General features: G+C 31.0%; 14 protein-coding genes. 6 read left to right on the forward strand and 8 right to left on the reverse strand.

What is annotated here, in order from left to right:
• Positions 1–16: 16 nt before the first annotated feature.
• Positions 17–1,333, reverse strand: coding sequence for a pitrilysin family protein (locus tag NH341_RS02580; RefSeq protein WP_073182303.1), 1,317 nt, complete (start codon positions 1,331–1,333; stop codon positions 17–19).
• A 206-nt stretch (positions 1,334–1,539) separates the two neighbouring features.
• Here NH341_RS02580 and rplU point away from each other — a divergent pair, with 206 nt between their 5' ends.
• The 4 genes from rplU to NH341_RS02600 all read left to right on the forward strand — a co-directional run bounded on the left by rplU (position 1,540) and on the right by NH341_RS02600 (position 5,346).
• On the forward strand, positions 1,540–2,025 hold the full coding sequence (gene rplU / locus NH341_RS02585; protein WP_173358992.1) for a 50S ribosomal protein L21: 486 nt from the start codon (positions 1,540–1,542) through the stop codon (positions 2,023–2,025).
• 22 nt (positions 2,026–2,047) lie between these two features.
• A complete protein-coding gene (gene rpmA, locus NH341_RS02590) occupies positions 2,048–2,308 on the forward strand; it encodes a 50S ribosomal protein L27 (protein WP_028891690.1) in 261 nt (86 codons plus the stop codon).
• 377 nt (positions 2,309–2,685) lie between these two features.
• Entirely contained in the window at positions 2,686–3,423 is a 738-nt protein-coding gene (locus NH341_RS02595; protein ID WP_253055637.1) for a LytTR family DNA-binding domain-containing protein, read from the forward strand.
• Positions 3,424–5,346: a tetratricopeptide repeat protein gene (locus NH341_RS02600; protein WP_253055638.1), complete on the forward strand. Its 1,923-nt coding sequence runs from the start codon at positions 3,424–3,426 to the stop codon at positions 5,344–5,346.
• On the opposite strand, the gene dinB is transcribed toward NH341_RS02600, so the two are convergent.
• The 4 genes from dinB to NH341_RS02620 all read right to left on the reverse strand — a co-directional run bounded on the left by dinB (position 5,343) and on the right by NH341_RS02620 (position 9,007).
• The gene (gene dinB, locus NH341_RS02605) at positions 5,343–6,425 is read right to left on the reverse strand and encodes a DNA polymerase IV (protein WP_159611115.1); all 1,083 of its coding nucleotides are present in this window, start codon (positions 6,423–6,425) and stop codon (positions 5,343–5,345) included. The genes NH341_RS02600 and dinB overlap by 4 nt on opposite strands.
• 73 nt (positions 6,426–6,498) lie before the next feature.
• Entirely contained in the window at positions 6,499–6,729 is a 231-nt protein-coding gene (locus NH341_RS02610) for a ferredoxin (protein WP_047787972.1), read from the reverse strand.
• Entirely contained in the window at positions 6,729–7,976 is a 1,248-nt protein-coding gene (locus NH341_RS02615) for a peptidase U32 family protein (protein WP_173358990.1), read from the reverse strand. Before NH341_RS02615 ends, NH341_RS02610 begins: the two co-directional genes overlap by 1 nt.
• Positions 7,976–9,007 carry a rhodanese-related sulfurtransferase gene (locus tag NH341_RS02620; RefSeq protein WP_159611113.1) on the reverse strand — a complete coding sequence of 344 codons (1,032 nt, stop codon included), beginning with the start codon at positions 9,005–9,007 and terminating at the stop codon, positions 7,976–7,978. Before NH341_RS02620 ends, NH341_RS02615 begins: the two co-directional genes overlap by 1 nt.
• A gap of 226 nt (positions 9,008–9,233) precedes the next feature.
• Here NH341_RS02620 and NH341_RS02625 point away from each other — a divergent pair, with 226 nt between their 5' ends.
• Together NH341_RS02625 and NH341_RS02630 are read left to right on the forward strand one after the other, a co-directional pair.
• The gene (locus NH341_RS02625; protein WP_159611112.1) at positions 9,234–10,241 is read left to right on the forward strand and encodes an aspartate-semialdehyde dehydrogenase; all 1,008 of its coding nucleotides are present in this window, start codon (positions 9,234–9,236) and stop codon (positions 10,239–10,241) included.
• 65 nt (positions 10,242–10,306) lie between these two features.
• Positions 10,307–10,960, forward strand: coding sequence for an HD domain-containing protein (locus tag NH341_RS02630; protein ID WP_253055639.1), 654 nt, complete (start codon positions 10,307–10,309; stop codon positions 10,958–10,960).
• 200 nt (positions 10,961–11,160) lie between these two features.
• Here NH341_RS02630 and NH341_RS02635 read toward each other — a convergent pair whose 3' ends face one another.
• Genes NH341_RS02635 through NH341_RS02645 form a run of 3 tightly spaced genes read right to left on the reverse strand, consistent with a single transcriptional unit; the run spans position 11,161 to position 13,884 of the window.
• Positions 11,161–11,943, reverse strand: coding sequence for an enoyl-CoA hydratase/isomerase family protein (locus NH341_RS02635; RefSeq protein ID WP_167712698.1), 783 nt, complete (start codon positions 11,941–11,943; stop codon positions 11,161–11,163).
• Positions 11,944–11,950: 7 nt separating this feature from the next.
• Positions 11,951–13,363: an ATP-binding protein gene (locus tag NH341_RS02640; protein WP_159611110.1), complete on the reverse strand. Its 1,413-nt coding sequence runs from the start codon at positions 13,361–13,363 to the stop codon at positions 11,951–11,953.
• A gap of 50 nt (positions 13,364–13,413) precedes the next feature.
• A complete protein-coding gene (locus tag NH341_RS02645; protein WP_159508819.1) occupies positions 13,414–13,884 on the reverse strand; it encodes a hypothetical protein in 471 nt (156 codons plus the stop codon).
• Positions 13,885–13,886: the final 2 nt, after the last annotated feature.

Here is a 13,886-nt window from a genome sequence, read left to right on the forward strand (position 1 = left end):
ATGTCTTATTACTGAATTATTTTTTTGATTCTGGTAAATATTCCATTACCAAACGTTGGTTAGTGTTTAAGTATTTTTTTGCTACGTCTCTAATTTCCTCACGTGTAATTGATCTATAAATATCAATTTCAGTATTTATTAAATTAGTATCACCATACAATACATTGTAGCGAGCTAATGAATTAGCAATACCTTCTACACTTGAGTTTGCATTCACAAAGTTGTTTTCAAATTTATTTTGTAGCTTTTGATAATCTTTTTCTGAAATTAAATTTGTTTGAAGTTTTACAACCTCTTCATCAATTTCTTTTACTAAACTTTGTAAAGAGTTATTTCCTAGCGGAAGTGCAAATAAAATATAGGTCCCATAATCTTCTTGACTTAGGTTTATTGCACCAGCCTGTAAAGCCATTTTTTTAGTATCAACTAATTTTTTATAAAGTACAGAGCTTTTTCCACCACTTAAATAAGTAGAAATCATATCTAACACTCTAGCATCTCTGGTTTTCATAGAAGGAGTTCTATAAGCAGCCATAATTGCAGGTATTTGAATGTTAGGGTCGTAAGCTTTGGCAAAAAACTCTTTTGTAATAGGGTCTTCTTTCGGAAAATTTCTTACTATATCTTTACCTCTAGGTATAGGCTCAAAATAATCTTTTATAAGTCGTTTAGCTTCTTTAAGCTCAAAATCTCCTGCAACTACCAAAGTAGCATTGTTTGGAACATAATATTTTTTATTAAATGCTAAGAATTCCTCTAAGGTAGCAGCATCTAAATGTTCCATCTTACCTATAGTAGTTCCCTTATATGGATGTTTTTTAAACATGTTTTTCTTAACATTTTCTAAAAAACGAGAGTAAGGTTGGTTGTCTACACGTAAGCGCTTCTCTTCTTTTACAACCTCATTTTGTGTATCTACACCTTCTTGACCAATAATTGGGTGTAATAAGCGTTCAGACTCCATCCATAAGCCTAATTCTAAATTATTAGAAGGAAAAACCTCGTAATAATAAGTTCTATCATCGGTAGTGTTAGCATTATTAGTACCTCCATTAGAGGAAACTATTTTAAACCACTCTCCTTTTTTTATGTTTTTTGTACCCTCAAATAATAAATGCTCAAAAAAGTGAGCCATTCCTGTCCTATTTGGTTGCTCATCTTTCGCGCCTACATGGTACATAACAGATGTTGTTACTACTGGTGCTGTATTATCTTGATGTAAAATAACATGCATTCCATTGCTTAAATCATACTCTTCAAAATCAACTTTTTGAGCATACGTAAAATGAAATGCTATAAAAGCTGAAGCTAGAGTGATAACTCTTTTTCTCATTGATTAAAGTTTAATTTTTAATATTTTCGTGTATGTGACGTGAAGTTATAGTAATTGTTACATTCAAAACAATAAAAATTAAACTTTTTTATCTTAAAAGAGTAATTTTCTGAGTAATACATTTTTTTTTGAAGTAAAAAATGTATATTTGCACCCGCATTTTTATTAAGAAAGTGTGAATAAAGTATAAACGCAAAACAAATAGTATGTACGCAATCGTAGAGATAGCAGGGCAGCAATTTAAAGTAGCAAAAGACCAAAAAGTATACGTACACCGTTTACCAGAAGCAGAAGGATCAAAAGTAACTTTTGATAATGTAATGCTTATTGAAGATAAAGGAAACGTAACTATTGGCGCCCCAGCTATAGAAGGTGCAGGAGTAACTGCAAAGATTTTAGGTCACTTAAAAGGTGATAAGGTAATCGTTTTCAAAAAGAAAAGAAGAAAAGGTTACAAAAAGAAAAATGGACACAGACAGTATTTAACTGAAATCCAAATCGAAGGGATTTCTGCATCAGGAGTTAAAAAGGCATCAGCTAAAAAAGAAACTCCTAAAACAGAGGTTAAAGAAGAATCGACAGATTTAAGTTCAATGACTGTTGCAGAATTAAAAGCTTTAGCTAAAGAAAAAGGTATTTCAGGATACACTTCTTTAAAGAAAGCAGAATTAATTGAAGCATTAAGTAAATAATTAACTTTAAAAACTTACAAAGATGGCTCATAAAAAAGGTGTCGGTAGTTCGAAGAACGGTCGTGAATCAGAATCGAAACGATTAGGAGTAAAGATTTTTGGAGGACAGGCTGCTATTGCAGGTAACATTATTGTTCGTCAAAGAGGAACTCAACACAATCCAGGTGAAAATGTTTACATGGGAAAAGATCATACTTTACATGCTAAAGTTGATGGTGTTGTAAAATTCCAAAAGAAAAGAGATAATAAATCATACGTTTCTGTTACTCCATTTGAGGCTTAGGAAACTAACTGATTAGGATAAGATAAAAAGCTCAACTAAATTTAATTTAGTTGAGCTTTTTTTGTGCATATAAATTAAACGAACATTGAAATTTATATATAAAAAAACACCACTTTAAAGTGGTGTTTTTATAACTTAATATCATTATTGATTAATCCCCCAATTTATCAATATGATTCCCCTTGTGTATTACACTACAAATATCATATAAAAGAATCTTTTTTAGAGTAAAGGATGTATAAATGGTGTGCTTTTATGTGTAAATGGTAAAAAATATATACAGAAATCATTTAGCTTTAATTTTTTGTAACAAAAGCTATGCTTGACATTTCTTTTTTAAAATATTATCTGTTACATTTGGTACAAATGTATATAAAATGTTGAGAGCAGTTATAGTTGATGATGAACCTAAAGCAATACAAGGACTTTCTTGGGAATTGTCAACCTTTGAAAATGATATAGAAATCATAGAAACATTTACAATAGCAGAAAAAGCAATTAAATTTATTAACGAGAATACTATCGATTGTCTTTTTTTAGATATTGAAATGCCTACGATGGATGGGTTTCAATTACTAGAAAAATTAGAGAATAAAAATTTCGCTATAATCATTACTACAGCATATAATGAGTATGCTATAAAGGCTTTAAAAAACCAAGCTATAGATTATTTGCTGAAACCTATTGATTCCGATGATTTGGAAGAAACAATAGGAAGAATTAAACAACATTATAAGAATAATAATAATACTGAAAAGGTAGAAAAAATATTATCAAGTTTTAATAAAAAATTTAATAGAAGAAAGATTACCATTAATACTGATGGAAAATTAGTTTTTCTAGCTCAAGATGAGATTTTATTTGTAGAATCTGACGGTAATTATTCAACAATATATACTACAGGAACTAATAAAAAAATAGTAGTAACAAAAAAACTAAAAGAAATAAATCAATTACTCCCCGAAGATCATTTTTTTAGAATACACAACTCATATATTATTAACTTGAATAAAATAAAAGAATTTTTGAAGTCTGACGGCTATGTTGTGTTAGAAAATAACCATAAGATTCCTGTTTCTAGACAGAGAAAATCTGATTTTCTTGAGAAGTTTTAAATGAAAAAATTAATAATTACAACCTTTTTATTTTTCATTGTTTTTTTGGGTTTTTCACAAAGAGACAAAAACACAATAGATAGTTTAATTAAATTAGCTACTGAAAAAAAAATAGATAATTATTATGACTTACAGCGCCTTTTTAAACGTAAAAACTTTGAGGAAGAAGAAATAACTTTTCTTTTAAATAAAAGTAAAAAAGTAGGTTATAAATTAGGGGAAATACATGCCTATAACTTGTTAGGTAAATATTATCGAAATAATTCTTTTTTTGATAGTTCTATAAAAAGCCATATTAGAGCACTTGATTTATCAAAAGAAATTAAGGATGTAAACGCAGAAATTGTTACCTTAAATCAAATAGGCGTAGTATATCGACGACAAGATAAGATTAGGAGTGCATTGAATTATCATCAAATGGCACTGGAGTTAGCTGATAAGATTGAGTTTCCTGATGTTGATACTAAAATTAGTATTAGTATATCAAATAATAGTATTGGTAATATATACTTAGCTCTTAAACAATATCAATTAGCATTAGAAAAGTTTAAAAAATCAATTTTAATTCAAGAAAAAACAAATGATAAAAGAGGTTTAGCTATTAATCATCAAAATATAGGGCTTGCTTTCCAAAACCTTGGTGATATAGATGCTGCTTTGGAACATTATAATAAATCATTACAATATAATATTGAAAATAATTCGAGTATAGGTAAGGTAATTTGTCATACTAGTATTAGCAAGGTTTTATTATTACAGGGTAAATATAAGGAGGCATACAAATACATAAACGAAGTAGTATCTGTTTCTGAAGGTATTGGTAATCATTATTATACTTCAGATGTCTATGTTACATTTGGAAACGTATTATTAAAATTAGATAGTTTAGATAAAGCAAAAGTATACTTAGAAGAAAGTTTAGAAGTTGCTAATAAACATAAAATTCCATCAGGAGTAAACCATTCTAATCTATATTTATCTGAATTATATGAAAAAAAGAGGAATTATGAAAAAGCATATAGCTTTTATAAAAAAGCTATAGAAGGAGAGAGAAAAACATTTAACGATAAGAACATTTTATACGTTAATAACCTTATTAATAAGTATGATAATGAAGTAAGTAATAATAAAATAAAGAGTCTAGCAAAAGAGAATGAAATAGCTAAATTAAAACTATTAAGAAATAGAAATGTTTTAATTATAGCATTAGTTTCAATAGCTTTATTAGGGGTGTTATTATACTCAATTTATAGGCAACGCTTATTGAATAATGATAAGAAAATACTAATGTTAGAGCAAGAAGCTCTAAGAATTCAAATGAATCCACACTTTGTGTTTAATGCATTAAATTCAATAAAACTATACGTTATTAATAATGAGCAGAAAAATGCTGTATATTACTTAAATAAGTTTTCAAAACTAATTCGAAGTATTTTAGAATCTTCATCTGTAAAGGAGGTAACATTAAGTGAAGAACTAAAAACAATGAATTTATATATGAGTATTGAAAATATTCGACTATCTAACGAAGTAAACTATATAGAAAAAGTAGATGAAGGTGTAAATATTGAAAGAATAAAAGTTCCACCACTTATATTGCAACCTTTCTTAGAAAATTCTATTTGGCATGGACTTTCATCTAAGAAAGGAAAAAAAGAAGTTTCGTTGTCAGTTACAAAAATATCAGACGAATTTATACAAATTGATATTGTAGATAATGGAATTGGTAGGGACGCGGCTATGAAAATTAGAAAAAACAAGTCGCTAAATCGCAGATCTATAGGTATAGATTTAACCAAAGAACGATTACGAAACTTTGCCAACGAATATGCTAATAATTATTCATTAATTTATACAGATATAATTGACAAAGAAGGAAACCCTAAAGGCACCAAAGTTTCGTTGAAAATACCAATACTTTAAAAATCAAATCGTAACTGTACCCAAACAGGTTCAGTTTTCTCAGTATTTAAATTACTAAAAGAGATCCCTAATAACCTAACAGAGTTATTAAGTGTATCTTGGTACAATAACTCTTTTACAATTGGGTAGAACTCTTTTTTTAATTGTAGGTAATGGTTGGTAGTTTTACTACGTGTTTGTTGCGTAAAATCACTGTATTTAATTTTAAGAGTTACGGTTTTTCCCTTAGTATTTGATTTTTTCATTCGACGTTCTAGTTCGTCAGCAATTTTATCAAGACGTTCTAACATAAAAACCTCTGAAGATAGATTTTCTCTAAAAGTAGTTTCAGCAGCGATTGACTTTCGAATTCGATTAGGTTTTACTGCTGAATTATGAATGCCTCTAACAATATTGTAATAATGTACTCCAGACTTTCCAAATAATTTAGAAAGCTCTTCCAATGATTTTTGCTTTAAATCTAGGCCTGTAAAAATACCAAGGTTATGCATTTTTGCAGCGGTAACTTTACCTACTCCATAAAACTTATTTACAGGAAGTTGCTCTAAAAATTCAAGAACCTCTTCTGGGTTGATAGTTTTTTGTCCGTTAGGTTTATTAATATCAGAAGCTACTTTGGCTATAAATTTATTAATGGAAACTCCTGCCGACGCTCGTAGTTCTAATTCTTCCCAAATTCGTTGTCGAATTTCTTGGGCAATCATGCTAGCCGACGGATTTCCTTTTTTGTTTTCAGTAACATCTAAATAGGCTTCGTCTAGCGATAGAGGTTCTACCAAATCGGTATAATCGTAAAATATCTTCCTAATTTTAGAAGAAATTTCTTTGTAACGATCAAATCTTGGAGGGACAAAAATGATATGCGGACATTTTTGTTTAGCCAACACACCACTCATGGCAGAACGAACTCCAAATTTTCTAGCTTCGTAACTGGCAGCAGAAACCACACCGCGAACTTCGCTACCACCAACAGCAACAGGTTTTCCTCGTAATTCAGGATTATCCAATTGCTCAACAGATGCATAGAAGGCATCCATATCTACATGAATAATTTTACGAAAAGGAGGTTGTAATTCCATTCTGTAAAAATAATAAAAGCCCTCTTAAGATTAAGAGAGCTTTATAAGATGTCTTTGTTCTTTTGGTATAAAGTTATACTTGTTTTACCTCAATAATTTTAACTGGACATGCTTTCTTGGCTTCGTGTGAAGCTTCAAAAATACTATCGTCGTGTGATTTTATGGTAAAGAAACCCTTTTTCTCAGTTGAATGCAGTAAAACAGATTTTCCGTCTTTTTTAGACATTTGAAATTGTGCGGGAGCTAACTCTACACAATAATTACAACCAATACATTTATTTCTTTGTAACGTAATTACAACCATTAGTTTTTAGCAAATTCGGTTTTTACAATTTTGTATAACTTGTCTGATGGGCGAATTCTGAAGTCTAGTTTCATAGTAACTTCATCACCCTTGGTAGCAGTTTGTGCTTCCTTATCATTTACAAACATGCTTTTTAATTCCATTTCTTGAGCACCTGTAGTAGGTCCTGTGATTAGAATAGTATCGCCAATTGCTAAATCGTAGGCTTCAATCTTAAACTCTCCAACTTCTGCTTTAGGAAAATAATGCATTCCCTTTCCTAAGTATACTTTCTTTTGAGTAGCGTGTGAACCAGGTTCTTTACTCCATTCTCCTAATTTTTGCCCCAAGTAATACCCGTTCCAGAAACCACGATTGTACACTTTTTCCAATTCTTGCATCCAGCTAATCACCTTCTCTTTATCGTAAGTTCCATTATATAAACTGTCAATGGCATCACGGTAACATTTAATTACTTTGGCAACATATTCAGGAGCACGACCACGACCTTCAATCTTTAATACTTTAATTCCAGCATCAGCAACCTGATCTAAGAAATCAATCGTACATAAATCTTTTGGAGACATGATGTACTCATTATCTAATTCCATTTCAAAACCAGATTCTTGATCAATCACTGTATATTTTTTACGACAATTTTGTTTGCAGGCTCCTCTATTTGCAGATGAGTTGTGTGAATGCAAACTCATATAACATTTCCCAGAAACAGCCATACAAAGTGCTCCGTGACCAAAAATTTCAATTTCTAACAAACGACCAGAAGGTCCTTTGATTTCTTCTTTTTCAATTTGTTCGGTAATCTTTTTTACTTGACGTAAACTCAATTCTCTACTCAATACCACAGTGTCAGCAAACATGGCATAAAACTTAACCGTTTCTATATTGGTAATGTTAATTTGAGTAGAAATGTGGACTTCCATACCTTCTGCTCTAGCCATTGCAATTACAGCTTGATCCATTGCAATTACCGCAGTAATATTAGCTTCTTTGGCTCTTTTGATTAAAGTTTTTACAATCGATAAATCATGATCATAAACAATCGTATTTAAAGTCAAATAGGTACGAATATTTTTTTCTGAACACCTACGTGATATTTCTTCTAAATCATCTAAGGTAAAATTAATAGATGCTCGAGCACGCATATTTAATTGCTCTACACCAAAATATATAGAATCACATCCATTGTCTAAAGCTGCCTGTAACGATTCAAAATTACCAGCAGGAGCCATTAACTCAATCTTTTGCATTACTTTTTAAATTTTAAAGCTTCTGAACGTCCTTTTTTAAATATCTTATTGCTTGCGTGTTTCCCTTTACGCAATTCTTTTTGCTCTTCGTATGGTAAATGAATGATGTCTTGACATTCAGGAGAACAGGTGTTTTCCATTTTCTCAGCACATTCATCACATTGAATGAATAATAAGTGACAACCTTCGTTAGCACAATTGGTATGTGTGTCGCAAGGTTTTCCACATTGATGACAATTGGCAATTACATCATCAGAAACTTTTTCAGCTCTTCGGTGGTCAAAAACAAAATTCTTACCTAAAAATTTGTTTTCTAAACCTTCTGATTTTACCTGACGAGTATATTCAATAATTCCACCTTCAAGTTGGAAAACATTTTTAAAGCCTTTATGTTTGTAGTAGGCAGAAGCTTTTTCGCATCGAATTCCACCTGTACAATACATTAATAAGTTTTTATCTTCTTTATGGTCTTTTAAATCTTCTTCAATAATATCTAACGAGTCTCTAAACGTATCAACATCTGGGGTTACTGCACCATCAAAATGTCCAATTTCACTTTCGTAATGGTTACGCATATCTACACAAACCGTATTTGGATCTGCTAGCATTTCATTAAACTCTTTTGCATTTAAATGAACTCCTTTGTTAGTAACGTCAAAAGTGTCATCGTTTAATCCGTCAGCAACAATTTTGTTACGAACTTTTACTTTTAGTTTTAAAAACGATTTATTATCGTGCTCAATAGCTACGTTTAAACGAATTCCATTTAAAAAAGAAATACTATCTAGTTGTTTTTTTAACGCTAGAAAGTTTTCTGAGGGAACAGATATTTGAGCATTGATTCCTTCGTATGAAACGTATGTTCTTCCTAAAACATCTAGTTCGTTCCATTCAAGGAATAATTTATTTCTAAATAAAGTTGGGTTTTCTATCTTATGATATTGATAGAATGAGATAGTAATACGGTCTTTACCCGCATCATCAATTAATTTAGCGCGTTCTTCTGCGCTTAACTTGTTGTACAGTTGCATGCTATACTTTTTTAAGTTAAACAAAAATGTTGTGGTTTTTCTAGAAAACCGGTGCAAATGTACTGATTTTTTGATTTTTACTGTTTAAAACAATACTATTTAAGCCTAAATGGTATATTTTTTAAATTTTAACGTATTTTTTCTAACAAAAGAGATACAACCAATTTGTTTTTTTTAAACCTTTGTAGCATACAAACAATAAATTTTATACTCAAAAATCAAAAAAATGAGAGTAGCAGTGGTAGGAGCTACCGGAATGGTAGGTAATGTAATGTTACAAGTATTGGCAGAACGTAATTTTCCAGTAACAGAATTAATTCCTGTTGCGTCAGAGCGTTCAGTAGGAAATCAAATTGAGTTTCAAGGAACAAATTATACAGTAGTAGGTTTACAAACGGCAGTAGCTATGCAACCAGACATTGCATTGTTTTCAGCAGGTGGAGATACCTCTTTAGAATGGGCTCCTAAATTTGCAGCTGTTGGTACAACGGTAATTGATAACTCATCTGCTTGGAGAATGGATCCAACGAAGAAATTAGTTGTTCCAGAAATTAACGGAGATGTATTAACCAGTGAAGATAAAATCATTGCAAACCCAAATTGTTCTACGATTCAATTGGTAATGGCATTAGCTCCGTTACACAAAGAGTATAAAATGAAACGTGTGGTAATTTCAACGTATCAATCAGTTTCGGGAACTGGTGTTAAAGCGGTTCGTCAATTAGATAATGAAGAAGCGGGAGTTGAAGGCGAAATGGCATATCCGCACCCTATTGGAAGAAATGCATTACCACACTGTGATGTATTTTTAGAAAATGGATATACTAAAGAAGAAATGAAGCTGGTAAAAGAACCTAAAAAGATTTTACGAGACGATTCTTTTGCAGTAACAGCTACAGCGGTTAGAATACCAACAGCAGGAGGACATTCTGAGGCTGTAAATGTTCAGTTTGAAAACGATTTTGAATTAGATAAAGTACGTAAGTTACTTACGCAAACCGAAGGTGTTATTGTACAAGACGATGTACAAAATAATGTATATCCAATGCCTATTCTAGCAAATAATAAAGATGAGGTTTTTGTAGGTAGAATTAGAAGAGATGAATCTCAACCAAATACCTTAAATATGTGGATTGTTGCTGATAATTTACGTAAAGGAGCGGCAACTAATACAATTCAAATAGCAGAATATTTAGTGGCTAAGGGCTTAGTTAAGCCATCGGTTATTGCTTAGTTTAAATTTATAATAATACGTTTAAAATCCTGTGCTTGTAAGTACAGGATTTTTATTTTTGAAATATGAACAGAGAACAAATAATACAGAATACTATTGAGTTTGTAAAAGAGACCTTGAAAGGAGCAGAAGGAGGGCATGATTTTTTTCATATTGAACGTGTATATAAAAACGCCTTATTAATTGCAAAAAATGAAAATGTTGATAAGTTTGTAGTTTCTTTAGGGGCATTGTTGCATGATATAGCGGATAGTAAGTTTTACGATGGTGATGAAACTGTTGGTCCGCAAAAAGCAAGAACTTTTCTTGAAAGTCAACAAGTATCAGAAGAAATAATTACTCATATAGAAAAAATTATCACCAATATCTCTTTTAAAGGAGGAAACTTTAAACAAAGTTTCACTTCTCCTGAGTTAAATGTTATCCAAGATGCAGACCGATTAGATGCCATAGGAGCTGTTGGAATAGCTCGTTGTTTTAATTATGGTGGATTTAAAAATAGAGAATTGTACAATCCAGAAATTCCTCCTAATTTAAAAATGACAAAAGAAGAATATAAAAAATCAACAGTACCTACTATTAATCATTTTTATGAGAAATTATTGTTGTTAAAAGATAAAATGAATACTACAACAGGAAAAGCAATCGCGGAGCAAAGACATGCTTATATGGAAGGTTTTTTAGAACAATTCTATAAAGAATGGAATGGAATTATTTAGTATTTATTATGTTTAGAATGTAAAATATATGTTATTTTAATAAAAATTTTATGTTAAAATTTGGATGTTGTTGAATTTAGTATATATTTGCTTCAGTTAATAACCCCCATTTTATTAATGTAATCCCCTTATTGTAAAAATAGCATCTAAGTTTTAATTTAGATGCTATTTTTTTGTAGTTGTTTCTTTAGTAAAAAAAATTACTTTCCTGGAAATTCAGGTTTACGTTTTTCTAAAAAAGCAGTAGTCCCTTCTTTAAAATCTTCAGTTCCAAAACAGTTTCCAAACTCTGTAATTTCGCTTTCAAAACCATTCACACCGTCTTTAAAATTATCATTTACAGCTTTAATTGCCGCACTAATGGCAACAGAAGAGTTACGCATAATTTTTGAAGCTATTTTTTGAGCTAAAGGTAATAATTCTTCTTGCGAAGTTACATGGTTTATCAATCCAGTTTCTTTAGCTTCATCAGCAGAAATCATACCTGCTGTCATAATTAACTCCATGGCTTTTCCTTTACCTACTAATTGAGGCAAGCGTTGTGTTCCGCCATAACCAGGGATAACTCCTAAAGAAACTTCAGGAAGTCCCATTTTAGCATTGTCTGAAGCTACTCTAAAATGACAAGCCATTGCTAATTCTAGTCCGCCACCTAAAGCAAAACCATTTACAGCGGCAATAACAGGAGTTGATAAATTTTCAACAAAATCAAATAAAATTTCCTGCCCTTTTCTTGCTAACATTCCTCCTTCTTCAACAGAGAAATGTGCAAATTCAGAGATGTCTGCTCCAGCAACAAATGCTTTTTCTCCACTACCTGTGATAATAATTACTTTAATACTAGCATCTTCTTCCAAGGCTTTAAAAGCATTATGAAGCTCTTCAATAGTAGCTTTGTTTAAAGCGTTTAATTTTTTTGGTCGGTTAATGGTAATAGTTGCCAATGCGTTAGTTTGTTCAACTAAAATATTTTCAAAATTCATACTATGTTTATGTTTTAGGTAATATTACAGTAAAAACAGTTCCAACTCCTTTAGTTGAAGTAAAGGATATTGTACCGTCATACGCTTCAATTATATTTTTTATGATAGATAGTCCTAAGCCCATTCCACTAGTTTTAGTAGTAAATTTAGGCTCGAAAATTAACTCCTTATTTTCTTCACTAATACCTTTTCCGTTATCAGAAACTGTTATTTTAACACTATTTCCTTCAGAAGCAACTTTAACTTCTATTTTAGGATTTTTATCAGTGTCTTTTATTGCCTGAATTGAGTTTTTAACTAAGTTGGTGACAATTCGTATCAACTGTGTTTTGTCTAAACTTGCATACAGCTCTCTCTCTTGAGGGAAATAATGTATGTAATCTTCAGTAAAAATATCTAACGAGTGTTTAACGATATCAACTACATTCAATTTTTCTTTACGCTGTGTAGGCATTTTAGCAAAATCAGAAAAAGCAGAAGCAATAGAACTCATTACATCAATTTGTTGAATAAGCGTTTCGCTGTACTCAGACATTTTTTCTTTGATATTAGGATCTTCTGGATTGAATTTTCTTTCAAAGCTTTGTACTGACAAGCGCATAGGTGTTAACGGATTTTTAATCTCGTGAGCTACCTGTTTGGCCATTTCTCTCCAGGCTTGTTCTCGCTCACTTTGCGCTAGTTTTACAGCACTTTCTTCTAACTGGTCAATCATATTGTTATAAGCGGCAACCAGCGAATTGATTTCTGAACTAGCAGAGTTTAAAGTAATTTTTTCGTTACGCTTATTTAAACGGGTCTCGTTTATTTTTTGCGAGATGGTTTGAATGGATCTAGTAATATAAGTTGATAAAAAGTAAGCTAAAACAATGGCAATAATGAGCATTAGCAAATAAACTAATGATAGACGAGAAATGAACTCTCGTAGTTCATGTTTTTGCTCTTCATTATCTTGTGCAATTTGTAATTCTAAAATTCCAATCCTTTTAAAACGAGGGTCGTTTAAGTAAGTGTATGAAGATTGGTAAGTGATACCTTTTTCAGTTCTACTTTTTAAAATTTTATGATTTGAGTTGTTGGCTAAATCTTTAACAGTTTCATTAGGAAGATCTTGTCCTTCTTTTTTATCAAAATTATAAGGAATGGAAGATTTTAGCAACTTTCCATCCATATCATACATAGAAATTGTAAGTTTATGAACGTATGCTATATCGTAAATTCTATCTTGAAAAATTTTAGCTAAATTCTCAGTAGTTACTGGATATGTGGTTCTGCGTTTGAGTTCTATTTCAATGTCTTGTTTTGTAGAAAACTCTTTACGTTCAAAACGTGCAGTATTATAATCTTTTGTTTGCTCATCGTATTGGTATATGGTAACCATTACAATTAAAATTGATGCCAATAGCACTAAAAGTATCATTGACAGGAAAATTCTAATTCGAAGTGATATGTTATTGAAAATACGCAATTTTATAATTCAATTTTTTTAGTTCTCATAAGCAAAGTATCATCTATTTCTCCATCATTATCCCAGTCATAAGTAGAGGTAGCGCTAAAACCATTGTTAGTTTGTGTAATTTTATACCAAGCTTGTACTTGCTTTCCTAAATACGGATAATCAACAAATAAACTATCTCTACTAGTTTTCCACTTACCGTTAGTTTCACCAACTTTTTTCCCATCGGCTTGTACAAACCATGCAGAAAAAGTACCATCGCTGTTATAGGTAGATTGTGCTTTTCCTGAATTAGGTTTGCTAAAATCGTCTTCAAAAACAGAAGTGCTATCGGTTTCGTTGGCAGTTAAATATTCAATTTTCAAATATGTTGTTTCCCAATTTCCAACCAAATATTCTTGTAATAGCGGCCCTTTTTTTTCTTGTTTACAAGCAACAAAAAGTATTCCGAAAATAAGCGCGGTAATTATGTGTTTTGTTTTCATGG

The organism is Tenacibaculum sp. XPcli2-G (assembly GCF_024124505.1).
Lineage (GTDB): Bacteria > Bacteroidota > Bacteroidia > Flavobacteriales > Flavobacteriaceae > Polaribacter > Polaribacter mesophilus.

What these genes read in the sequence shown, in the direction of transcription:
- NH341_RS02610 (WP_047787972.1), bottom strand. Translation starts at nt 6,729, where the DNA reads ATGGTTGTAATTACGTTACAAAGAAATAAATGTATTGGTTGTAATTAT.
- NH341_RS02595 (WP_253055637.1), top strand. Translation starts at nt 2,686, where the DNA reads ATGTTGAGAGCAGTTATAGTTGATGATGAACCTAAAGCAATACAAGGA.
- NH341_RS02620 (WP_159611113.1), bottom strand. Translation starts at nt 9,007, where the DNA reads ATGCAACTGTACAACAAGTTAAGCGCAGAAGAACGCGCTAAATTAATT.
- NH341_RS02635 (WP_167712698.1), bottom strand. Translation starts at nt 11,943, where the DNA reads ATGAATTTTGAAAATATTTTAGTTGAACAAACTAACGCATTGGCAACT.
- NH341_RS02600 (WP_253055638.1), top strand. Translation starts at nt 3,424, where the DNA reads ATGAAAAAATTAATAATTACAACCTTTTTATTTTTCATTGTTTTTTTG.
- NH341_RS02630 (WP_253055639.1), top strand. Translation starts at nt 10,307, where the DNA reads ATGAACAGAGAACAAATAATACAGAATACTATTGAGTTTGTAAAAGAG.
- dinB (WP_159611115.1), bottom strand. Translation starts at nt 6,425, where the DNA reads ATGGAATTACAACCTCCTTTTCGTAAAATTATTCATGTAGATATGGAT.
- NH341_RS02615 (WP_173358990.1), bottom strand. Translation starts at nt 7,976, where the DNA reads ATGCAAAAGATTGAGTTAATGGCTCCTGCTGGTAATTTTGAATCGTTA.
- NH341_RS02580 (WP_073182303.1), bottom strand. Translation starts at nt 1,333, where the DNA reads ATGAGAAAAAGAGTTATCACTCTAGCTTCAGCTTTTATAGCATTTCAT.
- NH341_RS02625 (WP_159611112.1), top strand. Translation starts at nt 9,234, where the DNA reads ATGAGAGTAGCAGTGGTAGGAGCTACCGGAATGGTAGGTAATGTAATG.
- rplU (WP_173358992.1), top strand. Translation starts at nt 1,540, where the DNA reads ATGTACGCAATCGTAGAGATAGCAGGGCAGCAATTTAAAGTAGCAAAA.
- NH341_RS02645 (WP_159508819.1), bottom strand. Translation starts at nt 13,884, where the DNA reads ATGAAAACAAAACACATAATTACCGCGCTTATTTTCGGAATACTTTTT.
- rpmA (WP_028891690.1), top strand. Translation starts at nt 2,048, where the DNA reads ATGGCTCATAAAAAAGGTGTCGGTAGTTCGAAGAACGGTCGTGAATCA.
- NH341_RS02640 (WP_159611110.1), bottom strand. Translation starts at nt 13,363, where the DNA reads ATGATACTTTTAGTGCTATTGGCATCAATTTTAATTGTAATGGTTACC.